This window comes from Bacillus sp. YH3-2-B2, assembly GCF_053663335.1.
Genome location: NZ_JBSJQE010000003.1, coordinates 296488 through 310976 on the forward strand (window position 1 = coordinate 296488; position 14489 = coordinate 310976).

Below are 14489 nucleotides of genomic sequence, written 5' to 3' on the forward strand. Positions count from 1 at the left end.
CTGTATGCATTGTTTCTGCTTTCTTTACAGCAGCCTGCTCTCCCAGTCCTTTGCCTCTTGTTCAGCCGCCTTGATCCAGTCATTTTTCCCTTCACTATACTTTTCCATATCGTATGGGTATGCCTTTGCGAGCCGCCGTTTCAGTTCCATGTATTGAGCCGCTTTTTCAGGCTTTGCAGTGAGGTAATCCCGGAACAGCAGATGACGCTTCACATCCGGATGGCCTGTTTCGTATATGTGGATGTGGTGTGTGCGCTTGCTGCCGCCTTTTTGAAAGAAACGCCGGCCCTCTATCCCGTTTTCTCCTTTCGCCTCATAGCCGAGTGCTTCCAGCTGCGGACTGAATCGGTCAGCGTCCGAAATATCTTTGACCTCCGCCAGTATATCAATGACGGGTTTTGCGGCCATTCCCGGGATGGAGGTGCTGCCGATATGGCTGACAGAATGAAGAGCGGGGCCGAAGATTCGGATCAAGTCCGCCTTCTCTCTTTCAAACATCTCTTTCCATTCCGGCTTGTACGGAACAACTTCCGCTTTCCTCTTCGGATAAAGATGAAAAAACGAGAGGGTCAGCCCTTCCGGCGTCTCTGTCTGTCCGGCTTCTGTGAACCCGGTTTTTAAATAGAGAGAGACTGCCGGAACGTTTTGACTGGCGGTAGCCGCCTCTATTTTTTGGGCGTCCCGGTTTTGATCTATCACAAATTGAATAAGTGCCCGTCCGATTCCTTTCCGAAAGGCGGACGGGTGCACCGTCAGCCTGCATATGACAAGGTCATACCCCTTTTTTTCATACGAAATGACGCCTGCAAGCCGATCTTTTTCCTTGAAACCGGCAAACGTCTCCCGTGACCTCTGTATGTCACCGGGTGTTTCATGCAGGGCTGGAATGCCGAAAAAGCCGATCAGCTCGGCTTCTTTTTGATAAGAGCAACGTTGAACCGCCGCAATTTCCCGCGCCGTCTGTTCTTGTGTATGCCGTAAAAATGTAATCAATCTTCCGCCCCTTTTGACGCAAACATCCGCTGTGACTCCGTCTTCGTAATGCGGACCGCGTACGCTTCATACCAGGCGCTTTTTCCTTTTTGTTTTGCCGCCCGGTGGTCAGTATGGTCTTTCCACCTTTTAATCGCCTCCAGGCTGTCCCAGTAGGAAACCGTGATGCCGCAGCCGTTTTCCTCCCGAACGCTTTCCGCGCCTAAAAAGCCCGGCTGTCCGCCTGCCAAATTCATCATGCGCTCTGCCGTATGCTCATATTCCTCATCATATTTTCCCTTTATTGATGAAAAAATGACCGCATAATAGGGCGGTTTGGGCGTGTCAGCTAAAAAACCCATATTCATCCCCCTCTACATATATTTCACAAACAGAATCCGGTCTTCTCCCGGACCGTCATAATTCGCAAAAACAGGGATTCCGTTTACGGTTTTGGTTCCTTTTTCAACTTCAAAGCCCAATTTTGTATGATAAGCGATTGATACTTTATTGACAGGCGCCGTCACGCAATTGACTTTTGTGCAGCCCCTTTTTTTCACCGTCTCCATAAATCGATCGTAGAGCTGTTTTCCAATTTGCATTTTTCTGAAATCCGGATGCACACCGGAAAAATGAATGTAGGCTGTCTCAGGGTCTGATTGTGACTGAAAACCGATTAAAAAACCGGTCATTCCCTCCGGCCCGTACGTGATAAAGCTCGTGTCCTGAAAATGTTCAAAAAACAAGCGCGGCAGTTTGTCTTTCATCTGCCTGCCGCCCCACCATTCATTCAAAACAGACGTAACCATTTCATAGTCTTCAGAGGTAATTGTTCGAATATCCATTATCGATTGACTCTCCTTTTCGTCCGGCAAAATGAATGTCAGCTCTTCTCATTGGAATATAAAAAATTATATGTGGGTTGTTTGCAATTGTAAATGATTTCTTTTCAAGCAAACGAATCAGCACGTCTTCCAACCGGGGAATGAATTACCAGTATAAACGTGATCATTGTTCGGGTACAATGAAAAACAGAACAAATGTTCCCGGAGGTTTTTTTATGGCTGATATTCTTCTTGTTGATATGCAATCGTTTTATGCGTCTGTAGAAAAAGCGGAAGCGCCTCATCTCAAAAGCCGGCCCGTGATTGTCTCGGGAGATCCCGAAAGACGCAGCGGCGTCGTGCTTGCGGCTTGTCCGCTCGCCAAACGATACGGCGTAAAAAATGCCGAACGGCTGTGGGAAGCGCAGGCCAAATGTCCCGACGCCGTTATTGTCCGTCCGCGGATGCAGCGGTATATTGATGTATCCGTCGTGATTACCGAACTGTTTGAACGATATACCGATCTTGTAGAACCCTACTCCATCGATGAGCAGTTTCTCGACGTGACCGGAAGCAGGCGGCTGTTCGGTGATCCTTTTACAATTGCCGAAAGCATTCAGCAAGCGATTATGCGTGAATTCGGAATTTATGCCCGTGTCGGCATCGGACCGAATAAGGCGCTCGCGAAAATGGCTTGCGACCATTTTGCCAAAAAAAACGCATCCGGCATCTACAGATTGGATATGTCAAATATCAGGGAGGATCTGTGGCCGCTGCCGGTCGGAAAATTATTCGGCATCGGAAAACGGATGGAGCATCATTTAAGACGGATGGGCATCAGCACAATCGGCGGGCTTGCCGTGCACCCCGCCGAACTGCTGAAAAAACGCTGGGGCATTAACGGCGAATTGCTTCAGCGGACAGCCCGCGGCATCGATCCCTCTCCGGTCACCGTCAACACGCACAGCCGGCAAAAAGCGATCGGCCATAACATGACCCTCCCGAGAGACTACAGCCGCTTTGAGGATATCAAAGTCGTGCTGCTGGAGTTAAGCGAAGAAGTGGCCCGCCGCGCCCGTTTCAAACAATACATCGGCCATACGGTTTCGGTCAGCATCAGAGGCGCTGATTTTGAATTCCCTTCAGGTTTTCACAGACAGAGAAAGCTGGTCTCTCCGACTAATTTCGGAATGGATATTTTTAAAGCGGCGGTCAAGCTCTTCAAAGAGCATTGGAACGGTGAGCCCGTCCGCAGCGCCGGCGTCTCCCTTTCCCAGCTGGAGCCCTGTGATTATGTTCAGCTGAGCCTGTTTGATGCTCAGGAAAAAAAGATCAGTCTCGGCAAAGTATTGGATGATATTCATGAGCGGTACGGCCCTGCGTCGCTCCTCCATGCCGCTTCGCTGACAGAGGCCGGCCAAGCCTTTCACCGGGCTGAAAAAATCGGCGGGCATTACAAATAATTGAGGTGATATACATGAATCCGAACAAATTAACACCCGGGTATAATGTCATGTGGGAATCAAGCCGGATGATGCTGCCCGAACATCGGGAGCAGCTGCTTGCAAAAAAACGAAAAGAACGGGAATTCCGGCCTCCGGAACTGAGCGAAGAGCAACTGAACGACATGAACCGCATCATTGCGGCGTCGATTGAAGAAGACAGAGCCATCTCGGTCACCTATGCTTCAGCACACGGCCCCCGCCGCTTTTGGGGATGGGTAAAACAAGTGAGGCATGACGAAAAACGTTTAAAAATCATAAACGATGAAGATGCGTTAACGCTGCCGTTTCATCTTATTCTCTCGGCTGAACTGGAATAAGAGCCTAAATCGTCCTGACAGAAAATATGATAGAAGAGTGGGAGGATCACATGATATTTAGTAGAATAAAGATGAATGACAAGAATAGGAGAATATATGATGGATCAATTTATAGAAAAAATGCTGGGACAAGCCCTCCGCCAGTATGGACGGAATGTGTCGACAGATCCGCTGAGCCCCTATGAAAAACAGAGTTTAAAAAAAGCTTTAGAAGAAAGAAGGAATGAAGAACCCGATGAGGATCTCCATGCCCATGTAGAAGATATTATCTACGATTACGTCACCAATCAGGGGCAGTTTTCCTGACACGGACGTTTATGCACTGGGCGATAAGGGAAACGTCCGAGAGTAAACCCTTAAAGATTGCGTGGTGCAGGATATGCCTGTCGGGCCTTATTTCAAGATCGGTTATGCCGTTCTTCTGTTATTTCTCATCATTTATCTCGGAACATTAATAGACTTTTTGTTCCAGCCTGTTGTGATTACGGTTAAAACCTTGTTTCCGCCCATTGTATTATCGGGCGTCCTTTACTATTTGTGCCGCCCGCTCGTCAGACTGCTGCATGCGAAATTAAAGCTGCCCCAAGGAATCGCGATTTTAGCGATTTATGCGGGAGCAGCCGGCCTTTTTGTCCTCTTCCTGTATACGGCGGGCCCTGCCGTTCAAAAACAGTTTACAGCCTTCACAGATCATATTCCAGAGCTTTCCGCAAAAGCTGAAAATTGGATCGGACACCTTCAGGACAGCAAATGGTTTTCCAGGCTTCAGCATGGGGATTCCTTTAAAAAATTAGCGGACAAAGCCGCAAATTATTCCGGTTCAATCGCTGATTCTCTCAGCAGTCTGGCCGGTACGGCTGCCAATGCCGCCATCACCGCAGCCATTATTCCGTTTGCGCTGTATTACATGTTAAAAGAAGGAAATAAAGCCCCCCGGCGACTGCTGCGGCTTCTTCCGGAAAAACATCAAAAAGAAGGAAAACAAATCCTTCGGGACATGGATGAAGCTCTCAGTTCATACATACAAGGACAGCTGCTCGTCAGTTTCTGTGTCGGCGTTCTCGTCACAATCGGCTATTTTATCATCGGGCTCGATTATCCGCTCGTTCTGGGCGCGTTCGCCATGGTGACAAATCTGATTCCGTTTATCGGGCCTTGGATCGGCACATTTCCCGGAGTCATTGTCGGATTGTTTGATTCACCGACCGAGGCGGTGCTGGTGATTACGGTCGTCGTCATTGTCCAGCAGCTTGAAAGCCAGCTGATTTCCCCGCAAATTATGGGACGGAAGCTGGACATTCACCCGCTGACCATTATTTTTCTTCTGCTTGCCGCCGGCAAATTCTCAGGAATTGCCGGGATGCTGCTGGCCATTCCGGGATATGCGGCCGCAAAAGTGGTCATAAGCCACATGCAGAAACTATTCATTCTCAGAAAAACACAAAGCTAAGAGAGAAATGATTCATCCCCCATGTCTTCACATCGGTTAAAATGAAAAAACGGCGGGCTGAAGAAGCCCGCCGCACACGGAGGTAAAAAAGATGAACATCGGTGATGTCATTTTTCAATTGATCTCATTTATTGCAGCCGCATTTTTCCTGTTTGCCGTGATATACGTATTCAGGAGCTTGAAGCAGCGCCGCATACAATTGGACAGAATCGAAAAGAAACTCGACGCGCTGCGCGAAGAAAAAAACGAGAAGTTATAGTTCATTCAGAGGCAGGCGCAGCCAGCTCCACCTTTATCCGATCCGGATCCTCCGTGTATACGGCGTAATGCGTGCTTCCGCCTGCATATGGATGGCGGTCCCTGTAAAGCACGGGGCATCCTCTGGCAAGCAGCTTTTCCGTCATCTCGTCAACCTGCTCTCTTGATGCAGCATGAAAAGCCAGATGGTTCAGCCCGACCCGGCATCTGTGGTACTCCGGTGTTAAAAAACGCTCCTCTGTCTGTACAAGCACAACATAAAATCCTGCGTTTTTCCAGCTGATGCCGGAGTCCCAATTTTGAAACTCCCTATAACCGAGCTCACCTAAAAACCATCCCCAAAACCGGGCGGAGGCTTTCAAGTCAGATACATACAATTCAATATGATGCATCATAATATTCGCTTCCTCCTCATATCACACCCGCCTTACCAGCACCTCTTCAACTTTATGGCCGTCACCTTTTCTCAAAATCAAATCCGATCTGAATTTTGTCGGCAGGATATTTTCATACAGATTCGGACGGTTGACGCTCTCCCAAATGGAGGCGGCCATGGTATCCGCTTCTGCATCAGACAAATCCTTAAATTTATGAAAATAAGAAGCCGGATCCTGAAAAGCGGTTTCTCTTAAGAGGCGGAAACGCTCCAAATACCACGTGAAAATCCGGCTTTCTTCGGCATCCACATAGATCGAAAAATCAAAGAAATCGGATACAAAAATCCGCGGATCTTCCCTGTCGTCCTCTAAGGTCGGCGACTGCAGGACATTGATTCCTTCGATAATAACGATATCCGCACCTTCGACAACCTCGACGGCGCCCTCTTCCCTGTCATAGGTAAGGTGGGAGTATAGCGGTGCCTCCACTCTCTCTTTCCCTGACTTTATATCGTTCAGAAACTCAAGCAGCGCTTTCACGTCGTAACTTTCCGGGAATCCCTTTCTGGACAGAAGGTTTTTCCTTTTTAATTCCGCCGTCGGATATAAGAAACCGTCGGTTGTCACCAGGCTCACCTTCGGCCTGTCCGGCAGACGGGAAAGAAGCTTTTGCAAAATTCTCGCCGTCGTGCTTTTGCCGACGGCGACGCTGCCCGCGATTCCGATGATAAACGGGATTTTCGCTGAATGCGGATGTTTCAGAAACACGTTGACATGCTGATTCCGTCTTGCGGCAGACGTGACATGAAGATGGAGCAGTCGCACAAGCGGAATATAAATCGTTTCTACTTCTTCCACCGATAGGTAGTCATTCAGCCCCTCTACGGCCTTGGCTTCTTCCTCTGAAACGGCAATGGAAAGATGGCCGCCGAATCCGGCCCACGACTCGCGGCTGTGCTGCGTATACAATGTATGTAAGTTCAATTCTTTACTTTTCACAATTCACACCAATCTCTCTGTATGGCTTTCCGATTAAAAAACAAACGCTTACAAAGATTGTAACGGAAAACCGCCTCACTGTCTGCCCATTTTTTTCACAAATGAGGAACCGATCCGGCTGTACTCTTCCATTTCCTCCTTGGGAACCATGCTTCCGCCGGTGCTCCACACAAGGTGCACGGCATTTTCCATCTCAAGCCCCCGCTCTTTTATATAACGGTTACCGGCTTCGGTCTGAACGAACTTGACGGCTCCGGCCATACCGGCGAGTGCAGAGGGTTCAAGGCTCTTATTCTCGGCCGCTCTTAATTGATAAAGCAGCGAAAAAAGCGTGCCGTCATCAGCGGTATAACAGCCGCTGAGTATAGGCTCCATCAGAGGGCCGGCCAGTCCGGACGGCCTTCCTACCGCAAGTCCGTCGGCGGCTGTTTGATTATCAAGGCCGATATCCTGCACGCTGATTCCGTCATGCAAGCCGGAAAACAGTCCTAACAGCATACACGGTGAATGCGTCGGCTCACCGAAAAAAATATGGACATGCTCGCCATAGATCAGCTTTAGCGCAAGCGCGACGCCGCCCGGGCCTCCTCCGACCCCGCACGGCAAATAAACGAAAAGCGGTTCATCTGCACCAGGCTTTATGTTCATTTGATTGAGCTGCTTTTTCACACGGCTTCCCGCAACGGCATACCCCAAAAGCAGATCCCGGGAATGCTCATCATCAATAAAATAACAATAAGGGTCCTGCTTCGCCTGCATGCGCCCCTCTTTGACAGCCAGACTGTAGTCTGCTTCATATTCGATGACGCGAACCCCCTTTTCCCGGAGCAGCTCCTTTTTCCACTGCTTTGCGTCACTGGACATATGAACTGTCACACAAAAGCCGAGCTTCGCGCCGATTATGCCGATACTCAGACCTAAATTGCCCGTAGAACCGACGGCTATAGAGTATTTTGAGAAAAAAGCGGTAAACCGTTCCTCAGTCAATATGCTGTAATCATCGTCTGTTGAGAGCATTCCCGCTTTTACCGCGAGGTCTTCGGCATGCTTCAGCACTTCGTAAATCCCGCCGCGCGCTTTAATGGAACCGGAAATCGGAAGTTCGTCGTCGCATTTCAAAAGCAGACGCCCGGGGAAAGCCTGAGCGGCGCTTTGTTCCAGACGCTTTTTCATTTCATTGATGAAGACAAGCGGAGACTCAATGAGGCCTCCCGCCGCTTCCGTCTCCGGAAAAGCCGACGCGATATAAGGCGCAAACCGGCGCAGCCTTTCTTCCGCTTCGGCAATCTCCTTTTTCCATTCAGCGCCATTCTTTACTGGATCATCGGTTTTATGCGGGTTGATCCAAAATACTTCACACGCCTCCGCCATTTGCCTGACTAAAGGCTCTGCCATCAATGCCTTGTGTATATCCCGGTCGGACATTCCTTTCTCCCCCTTGTTACTTTTTCTTTAATGCGCGGCCGGCCAGTTTTTCTGTAAACGAAGGGAAAAGCTGATACAGCTTCGTCCCGAGACTCATCCATCGCGGAAGATTCATTTCCCGTTTATCCGTCAGAATTACGGATGTAATACGCTCTGCCACACGGTCGGCATCAAGCATCCATCTGCCGACGCTTTTCACATAACCGCCCTCTTTATCTGCAATTGTAAAGAAGTCTGTTTTGATCGGACCGGGATTAACCGTTGTCACAGCTACACCCGTACCGGCCAGCTCAAGCCGCAGCGCATTGGAATACCCTAAAACGGCGTGTTTCGTTGCGGAATAAAGGCTTGATTTCGGCGTCGCCAATTTGCCGGCCTGTGAGGCGATATTGATAATATGGCCGCTTTTCGCATGAAGCATCACCGGAAGACAGGCCTTCGTACAGGCGATTAATCCGAAGACGTTGACTTCAAACATTGCCTTCATATCATCCAAAGATGAATCAGCGGCCGTTTCAAAAATGCCGAAGCCGGCGTTGTTGATTAATACGTCAACATGACCGATCAAACGCCTTACGTTTTCAGCCTCTTCTGCATGCCGGACGTCAAACGGAATGACATCACACTGTCCGCCGCGCGCGGTAATCGTTTTTTTCACTTCCTGCAAGCGGTCCTCCCGCCTGGCGGATAAAAAAACATGAGCCCCTTCTGCCGCGCAGGAATATGCAAGCCGTTCTCCGAGTCCGCCGGATGCTCCGGTGATCCAAATCCGCTTATCCGTTAATCTGCCCATTTCCTTCACCCCTTCACAGCTTTAAACATCAGAGTGCTTCCCGACTGAAAGGATTCGGCCTTCCCTTTTGCAGCCAGTACGTCAAGATGGCCGATCGTTTCTGACATCGTTAAAAACAATTCATTTTCATACACAGCCGGAAACAGCCGCCGGCATACCTGGAAAGCCGTCAGCGTTTCCTCTGACAACAGGCGCAGCACATATTCCGACCGGTTTCTCTGTTTTTCAAGCCGCCTGTCAAAAGCAGGCTTTACGTCTGTCAGCAGATCGCCGTGTCCCGGATATAAAAAGGACGGGTTTACGTCATACAGCCGCTTCATTGAGTTCAAGTAGTCGAGCATCGGGGCCGCGCGCACGCCCCCCTTTTCCGGAGCTTCCAGAATCGGATTGGTGGAGCTGTTGGACAAAAGCAGATCGCCGCTGAACATTTCACCGCTTTTTTCATGGTAGAGCGCAATGTGAGAAGCGGCATGACCCGGGATTTCGAGCACCGTCCAGCCGTTAAGCCCGTCGATTTTTCCGCCTTCTCCCACTGTTTTCGTTAACGGACGGTTTGCTGAAAATAAGTATGACAGCTTAACTGTTTTATGTATGTCTTCAGGCGTCAGGGGAACGCCCATTTCAGTCATAAGCGACAGAAAAAAGTCCTCCTGCCGGGCGATATACGACTGATCCTGAGTAATGTACCTGTCATTCAGCGGATGCCCGATCACTTCCGTATCCTCGGAAAAAAGGTGCAGCAGACCTGAATGATCTGCGTGATGATGAGTGAGCACCACCTGTTCTATATCCGCCGCAGAAACGCCGTGTTCCTTAAGCTGAAATGAGAGCGATTCAGCCGCTTCCTTTGTATTCGGTCCGCAGTCAATAAGGGTTAAGGCTTCATCTTTTATTAAATAAACGATAACGTCGCCGACTGCAAACGGAGTCGGCACACGTATCGGAATGATCTTTCTCGCTGCCATGTTTACGCTCCTTCGTTCTTTTCATTCCTGAATAATCATATTTTAGCGTTTTCTTTTCACTGTGTCATTATTGCCGCATATCGGAAAAAAAGATTGACATCCCGCTCTTTCGCATAGCATAATGAACAACAAACTAGAAAACACGGAACGCGATGACGAGGAACTAGTATATAAACAACGGCAGCAGAGAGCAATGTCCCCGGCTGAAAGACATTGCGGCCCTCTTGTTTACAGAACCTGCCCTCAGAGCGGTTAGGAAAACCTAAACGTATCCCCTCGTTACGGGATTTGAGCTGAGCACGGCTGATTCGTGCTAATGTAAGGTGGTACCGCGAAACCTTTTCGTCCTTTTTGACGGGAAGGTTTTTTTGTGTTTTAGAAGAAGGAGGATTTATATGAAGAAAATCGGTTTTATCGGGGCCGGATCAATGGCGGAAGCAATGGTGAACGGACTGCTGCAAAGCGGAATGACAGCCCCCGGACATATATATATGACAAACCGGTCAAATGACAGCCGGCTTGAAGAGCTCCAAAAAACGTACGGAGTGAAACCGTGCCGGGATAAAGAAGAGTTTTTCAGCAATACCGACATTATTGTTCTCGCCTTTAAACCGAAAGATGCGGCAGAAAGCATTGAGAACATTCGCGAATACGTGAAAGATCAGCTTGTGATTTCTGTCATCGCGGGGCTGACGATTCACACGATTCAGCAATATTTCGGCAGAAAACTCACCATCATCCGGGCGATGCCGAATACATCCGCGGCGATTCAGCAATCGGCGACCGGTTTTTCCGCAAGCTCCGAGGCGAGTGAAGCTGAAATCCGGACGGCAAAAGAGCTTCTGGAAACAATCGGAGAAGCGACGCTCTTTGAAGAAAAACACCTTGATGCCGTCACAGCCATTGCCGGAAGCGGTCCCGCCTATGTGTACCGGTATGTCGAAGCGATGGAAAAGGCCGCCCTTCAAGCCGGCCTGCCGGAAGAAACGGCAAAAGAGCTGATTTTACAAACCATGACCGGGGCGACGGAAATGCTCAGAACAAGCAGCAAACGGCCTGAACGCCTGCGCAAGGAAATCACAAGCCCCGGCGGCACGACTGAAGCAGGCCTTCGCGCATTAGACGAGCGCCGCTTCGAAGAAGCCATCATGCACTGCATCGCAGAAACCGCAGCCCGGAGCGCCGAAATTAAAGAACAATTCGCAGGCTCCGTTCTGCAAAAGACAGACCAGTCATAAAGCATGGGGCATCCCATGCTTTTTTCATTCTGTTTAACTGCCGTATAAACGGCTGATTCTCTCTTTTACTTCAGGAAGATGGAATGTGGCTTCGTGCATGTTCACCTCTTCCTCAACCGCTTTTGTCAGCTCTCTTTTGATGCGTGCGGTCACATTGGTTTTCAGCGCAACCAGTGAGGCTCTCGGTTTATCCGCCAGCAGTCGGGCCAATTCGCGGCCTCTTTGAAGGACGTCTTTTTTCGGCAGCACTTCAAACGGAACACCCCGTTTTTCCAGAGCGGCACCGCTGAAGTTCGCGGCCGTAAACAGCATTTCTTCCCCGAGGACAATTCCCAGTTTTTCAGGCACAATATACGTCGCGCCCATTCCCGGTGTAAATCCGTACTTCATATAATTACAAGAATAAAAACTCTCTCTGCTTAAAATGACGAAATCCGAGCTCAGACCGATCGTAAAGCCGGCTCCGATCGCATGCCCCTGCATGACGGAAATCACAGGGATCCTGCAATCCAATAAAAGACTGTGAAGCTTTAAATCTGTAAATTGAAGCTTTCCGCTCTGAATGGTCAAAAGCCCCTCCTGCGTTCCTCCCGTGCAGAAATAATTTCCGTAACCCGTCAGAAGAACGGTTTTATAGGACGGATGGGCATTGATGTCTTGGAATACCCGGTGCAGCTCTCTTACAAACTCTTCTGACAGCCCGTTTTTCCCGGCCGTATCCTGCATTGTGACCTGCACAATGCCCGGTTCTGTTTCCTGTACATCAATCATTGGATTCATGTTTATTCTCCGTTTCTTTAAAAATACTTAAGCCTTTCCGGCTCTTATACTAGGTCGTCCATTCATACTTTCTGTGAAACTCTTTTATTTCAGTCAGCACTAATCGCGTTTTTCCTTGATGCGCATTCGGGATGTCTGCTGCGGGCGCGGCATTTCTTGTGCCGAATTTTACGATGCCGCTGTCTTGGAGCAGCCGGTCATAATCAGCCATCGATAAACGGACGCGTTCATCCAAATGCCGGCTGATCTGAAATTGATTCTGCCGGGCACGGCTTTGCGGCATAACGACACCGCTGTAAAATTCAGAGCAGCAGCCCGAACCGTATGAAAAACAGCCGACGCGTTTCGGCGTTTCAAAAGAGCCGTTATCAATCGTGCTGGCAAGAGATAAAAATACGGTGGCCCCCATGATGTTGCCGACGCGCTGACAGTATTGAATCCCAGGCAGCACGCGTTGCTGAAAATCCGCTTCAATGTCTTGCGGCTTAGCCTTTGCCAATTTTCTCATCATCGTCCGATGCGCTCCTTTTACCATTCCGCCAAACGGAGTATGAAAAGAAAGGTATTGAAATGTATTCTTATAATCCGCCCCGCTCACACGCTTTCGGTATTCCTGAAATGAATGTTCACAGCAATCCAAATAAGACATGAGCGACAGATCAGCATCCCCCGCTTCACTATCCGGAATCGGGCGGCAGGTATCCATGACTTCATACCCGTAATACCCGCTTGCGCCTTGATCAAGCAAAAAGACATGAGGGGTGCTGCTGACTAAAAGCGCGACAGCTCCCGCCCCCGCACTCGGTTCGGCATAGGACCATTCCTCCGTCAACGCGTCACCGCCTTCAGCCACTAAAAAGCGGGAAATATCCGTTCCGATGATGAGCGCTTTCGCTCCCGGCGATGTTTGCGACAAGATGAAATTCACGCCCATTTGAAACCCGGCCGTTAAAGAATAGCAAGCCTGCTTCACCTCAAATAACCGGCAATTCCGCTTCAGCTGCAAATAATCATGGACATATGTACTGATGGATTTGCCAAAATCAATCCCGGATTCCGTACAGGTGATCACCATTTCAATCTGATTCCGTTCCTCTTCTGAGAGAGAATCGATAATCGGTTTTGCGGCATTTACGGCGAACGTAATCGGATCTTCAAACGGAAGCGCCACCACTTTTTCTTTCATCAGCAGGTTCTCAAACCTTTTTTTATCCAGGTTCCGATGTTCCGCAAGCTCCATGACGTCTACATACGCGGTTCCGCCAAACACGTTCATTGCTTCGATTCCTACATTCATTTCTCCAAGCCCCCAGAGTAAAGAGGCTTCCCGTGAAGCCTCTTTTATTTTTTCGTTCAAAACTCAACAAGCAGCCTGTCAACGCCGTGAAATACAGGGCTCGGAACCAGATTCGGCTCTTGATCCTCAGTAAAACGCCATGCGGGCATCTGTTCAAAAAAGTGGGAAAGCGCGATTTTCGCTTCAAGCCGGGCCAGCGGCGCTCCTAAGCAATAATGGCTGCCCTGACCGAATGACAGGTGCTGATTCGGCTTTCGTCCCAAGTCAATCTGATCGGGATTTTCAAACTTCTTTTCATCTCTGTTCGCCGATCCAATCCACGCATATACTTTTTCTCCGGCCGGAATCGTTTTTCCGCCAATCTCGCTCTCAACCGCGGTGTAGCGGGTTACCCGCTGAATGGAAGGTCTGAGGCGGATGACTTCCTCAATAAAGTCAGGAAGGAGCGCCTTATTTTCAAGCAGCCGGGGCAGAATATGCGGGAACTCCTTGAGACTGAGAAATGAATTTCCGATCACATTTTCCGTCGTTACGTGCCCCGCGACGATCAACAAGCCGCAAAAACCGATTAATTGCTTGTCTGACAGCGGCTCTCCGTCTAAATCAGCTGCAATTAAATGGCTGATTAAATCATTTTGCGGCTGTTTTCTCCGCTGTAAAATAAACTGCATAAAGTATCCGATCATCTGCTTTTGCACTTCATTCATTTTCTTTTCATCTTTTACATTCTGGCTTTGGTCGACCCAGCTTTTAAAGATATCCCTGTCTTTCGGAGGAAATCCTAAAAGCTCTGCGATCACGATAATCGGAAGCGGAAATGCGTAATCTTCAATAATGTCCATCCTGCCTTTTGAACGGACGGCCTGAAGCAGGTCATCAGCGATCGCGGCTATACGCGGTGCAAGAGACTCAACCGATTTCGGCATGAACGGCTGATTGACCAATTTTCTGAAGACGGTGTGTTCAGGCGGGTCCATTTTCAAAAGGCTGTCTTTGTTAATATGCCGGATCATTTTTTCCTGCTTGTCCGCACTTAAGTATTTATGATCGGAAGAAAAATGACTGTAGTCAGAAATCACCCGCTTCACTTCATCATAGGTGAAGATTTCCCAGCAATCTTCCTTTTCATTGTAATGAACGGGAGAGGTTTCTCTCATCGTTTGGTACCACTTGTACGGCTGCTGCTGTCTGATTTTTGTTAAACTGGTCATTTTCATTCCTCCAAGATGTGTCCAAGATTTGAAATGACCCGCCAAAGCTTACGAGTAAACCCGGCGGGCGGATATGTG

The 14489-nt window shown here is 49.1% G+C and carries 17 protein-coding genes; 6 read left to right on the top strand and 11 right to left on the bottom strand.

What is annotated here, in order from left to right; translation table 11 throughout:
• Positions 1-24: 24 nt before the first annotated feature.
• The 3 genes from ACWJJX_RS11765 to ACWJJX_RS11775 are packed head-to-tail and all read right to left on the bottom strand — an operon-like array spanning position 25 to position 1817.
• Positions 25-993, bottom strand: a complete 969-nt coding sequence (locus ACWJJX_RS11765; RefSeq protein WP_146284403.1) for a GNAT family N-acetyltransferase — start codon at positions 991-993, stop codon at positions 25-27.
• On the bottom strand, positions 990-1334 hold the full coding sequence (locus ACWJJX_RS11770; RefSeq protein WP_003153298.1) for an antibiotic biosynthesis monooxygenase family protein: 345 nt from the start codon (positions 1332-1334) through the stop codon (positions 990-992). The genes ACWJJX_RS11765 and ACWJJX_RS11770 overlap by 4 nt, the downstream gene beginning before the upstream one ends.
• A 12-nt stretch (positions 1335-1346) precedes the next feature.
• Complete coding sequence (locus ACWJJX_RS11775) at positions 1347-1817, bottom strand: GNAT family N-acetyltransferase (protein WP_003153297.1); 471 nt, start codon at positions 1815-1817, stop codon at positions 1347-1349.
• A gap of 215 nt (positions 1818-2032) precedes the next feature.
• On the opposite strand from ACWJJX_RS11775, the gene ACWJJX_RS11780 reads away from it, so the two are divergent.
• The 5 genes from ACWJJX_RS11780 (at position 2033) to ACWJJX_RS11800 (ending at position 5327) form a co-directional block, all read left to right on the top strand.
• A complete protein-coding gene (locus ACWJJX_RS11780) occupies positions 2033-3259 on the top strand; it encodes a DNA polymerase IV (RefSeq protein WP_094247816.1) in 1227 nt (408 codons plus the stop codon).
• Positions 3260-3273: 14 nt separating this feature from the next.
• Positions 3274-3618 (top strand): YolD-like family protein, encoded by a 345-nt coding sequence (locus tag ACWJJX_RS11785; RefSeq protein ID WP_071391657.1) that lies wholly within the window; start codon positions 3274-3276, stop codon positions 3616-3618.
• 99 nt (positions 3619-3717) lie between these two features.
• Positions 3718-3924, top strand: coding sequence for a YqzH family protein (locus ACWJJX_RS11790; RefSeq protein WP_003153294.1), 207 nt, complete (start codon positions 3718-3720; stop codon positions 3922-3924).
• 73 nt (positions 3925-3997) lie between these two features.
• A complete protein-coding gene (locus ACWJJX_RS11795) occupies positions 3998-5068 on the top strand; it encodes an AI-2E family transporter (RefSeq protein ID WP_077722553.1) in 1071 nt (356 codons plus the stop codon).
• A 91-nt stretch (positions 5069-5159) separates the two neighbouring features.
• On the top strand, positions 5160-5327 hold the full coding sequence (locus tag ACWJJX_RS11800; RefSeq protein WP_024085556.1) for a DUF4083 family protein: 168 nt from the start codon (positions 5160-5162) through the stop codon (positions 5325-5327).
• A 1-nt stretch (position 5328) separates the two neighbouring features.
• Here the strand turns inward: ACWJJX_RS11800 and ACWJJX_RS11805 are convergent, their stop codons facing one another.
• The 5 genes from ACWJJX_RS11805 to ACWJJX_RS11825 all read right to left on the bottom strand — a co-directional run bounded on the left by ACWJJX_RS11805 (position 5329) and on the right by ACWJJX_RS11825 (position 9885).
• On the bottom strand, positions 5329-5718 hold the full coding sequence (locus tag ACWJJX_RS11805) for a VOC family protein (RefSeq protein WP_025852786.1): 390 nt from the start codon (positions 5716-5718) through the stop codon (positions 5329-5331).
• A 24-nt stretch (positions 5719-5742) separates the two neighbouring features.
• Positions 5743-6702, bottom strand: coding sequence for a type I pantothenate kinase (gene coaA / locus ACWJJX_RS11810; RefSeq protein WP_077722554.1), 960 nt, complete (start codon positions 6700-6702; stop codon positions 5743-5745).
• 75 nt (positions 6703-6777) lie between these two features.
• Positions 6778-8127 (bottom strand): D-serine ammonia-lyase, encoded by a 1350-nt coding sequence (gene dsdA / locus ACWJJX_RS11815; protein ID WP_182068944.1) that lies wholly within the window; start codon positions 8125-8127, stop codon positions 6778-6780.
• Positions 8128-8143: 16 nt separating this feature from the next.
• Positions 8144-8920 carry an SDR family NAD(P)-dependent oxidoreductase gene (locus ACWJJX_RS11820; RefSeq protein ID WP_071181824.1) on the bottom strand — a complete coding sequence of 259 codons (777 nt, stop codon included), beginning with the start codon at positions 8918-8920 and terminating at the stop codon, positions 8144-8146.
• A 5-nt stretch (positions 8921-8925) separates the two neighbouring features.
• Positions 8926-9885 (bottom strand): MBL fold metallo-hydrolase, encoded by a 960-nt coding sequence (locus ACWJJX_RS11825; RefSeq protein ID WP_071391654.1) that lies wholly within the window; start codon positions 9883-9885, stop codon positions 8926-8928.
• A 395-nt stretch (positions 9886-10280) separates the two neighbouring features.
• Here ACWJJX_RS11825 and proC point away from each other — a divergent pair, with 395 nt between their 5' ends.
• Positions 10281-11123, top strand: a complete 843-nt coding sequence (proC, locus tag ACWJJX_RS11830) for a pyrroline-5-carboxylate reductase (RefSeq protein ID WP_146284396.1) — start codon at positions 10281-10283, stop codon at positions 11121-11123.
• A 33-nt stretch (positions 11124-11156) separates the two neighbouring features.
• Here proC and ACWJJX_RS11835 read toward each other — a convergent pair whose 3' ends face one another.
• From ACWJJX_RS11835 to ACWJJX_RS11845, 3 genes are read right to left on the bottom strand one after another with little or no spacing between them, the layout of a single operon-like run.
• Positions 11157-11903, bottom strand: a complete 747-nt coding sequence (locus ACWJJX_RS11835) for a polyketide synthase (RefSeq protein ID WP_016939192.1) — start codon at positions 11901-11903, stop codon at positions 11157-11159.
• 49 nt (positions 11904-11952) lie between these two features.
• On the bottom strand, positions 11953-13200 hold the full coding sequence (locus ACWJJX_RS11840; RefSeq protein ID WP_077722558.1) for a hydroxymethylglutaryl-CoA synthase family protein: 1248 nt from the start codon (positions 13198-13200) through the stop codon (positions 11953-11955).
• 56 nt (positions 13201-13256) lie between these two features.
• Positions 13257-14411: a cytochrome P450 gene (locus ACWJJX_RS11845; RefSeq protein WP_454022994.1), complete on the bottom strand. Its 1155-nt coding sequence runs from the start codon at positions 14409-14411 to the stop codon at positions 13257-13259.
• Positions 14412-14489: the final 78 nt, after the last annotated feature.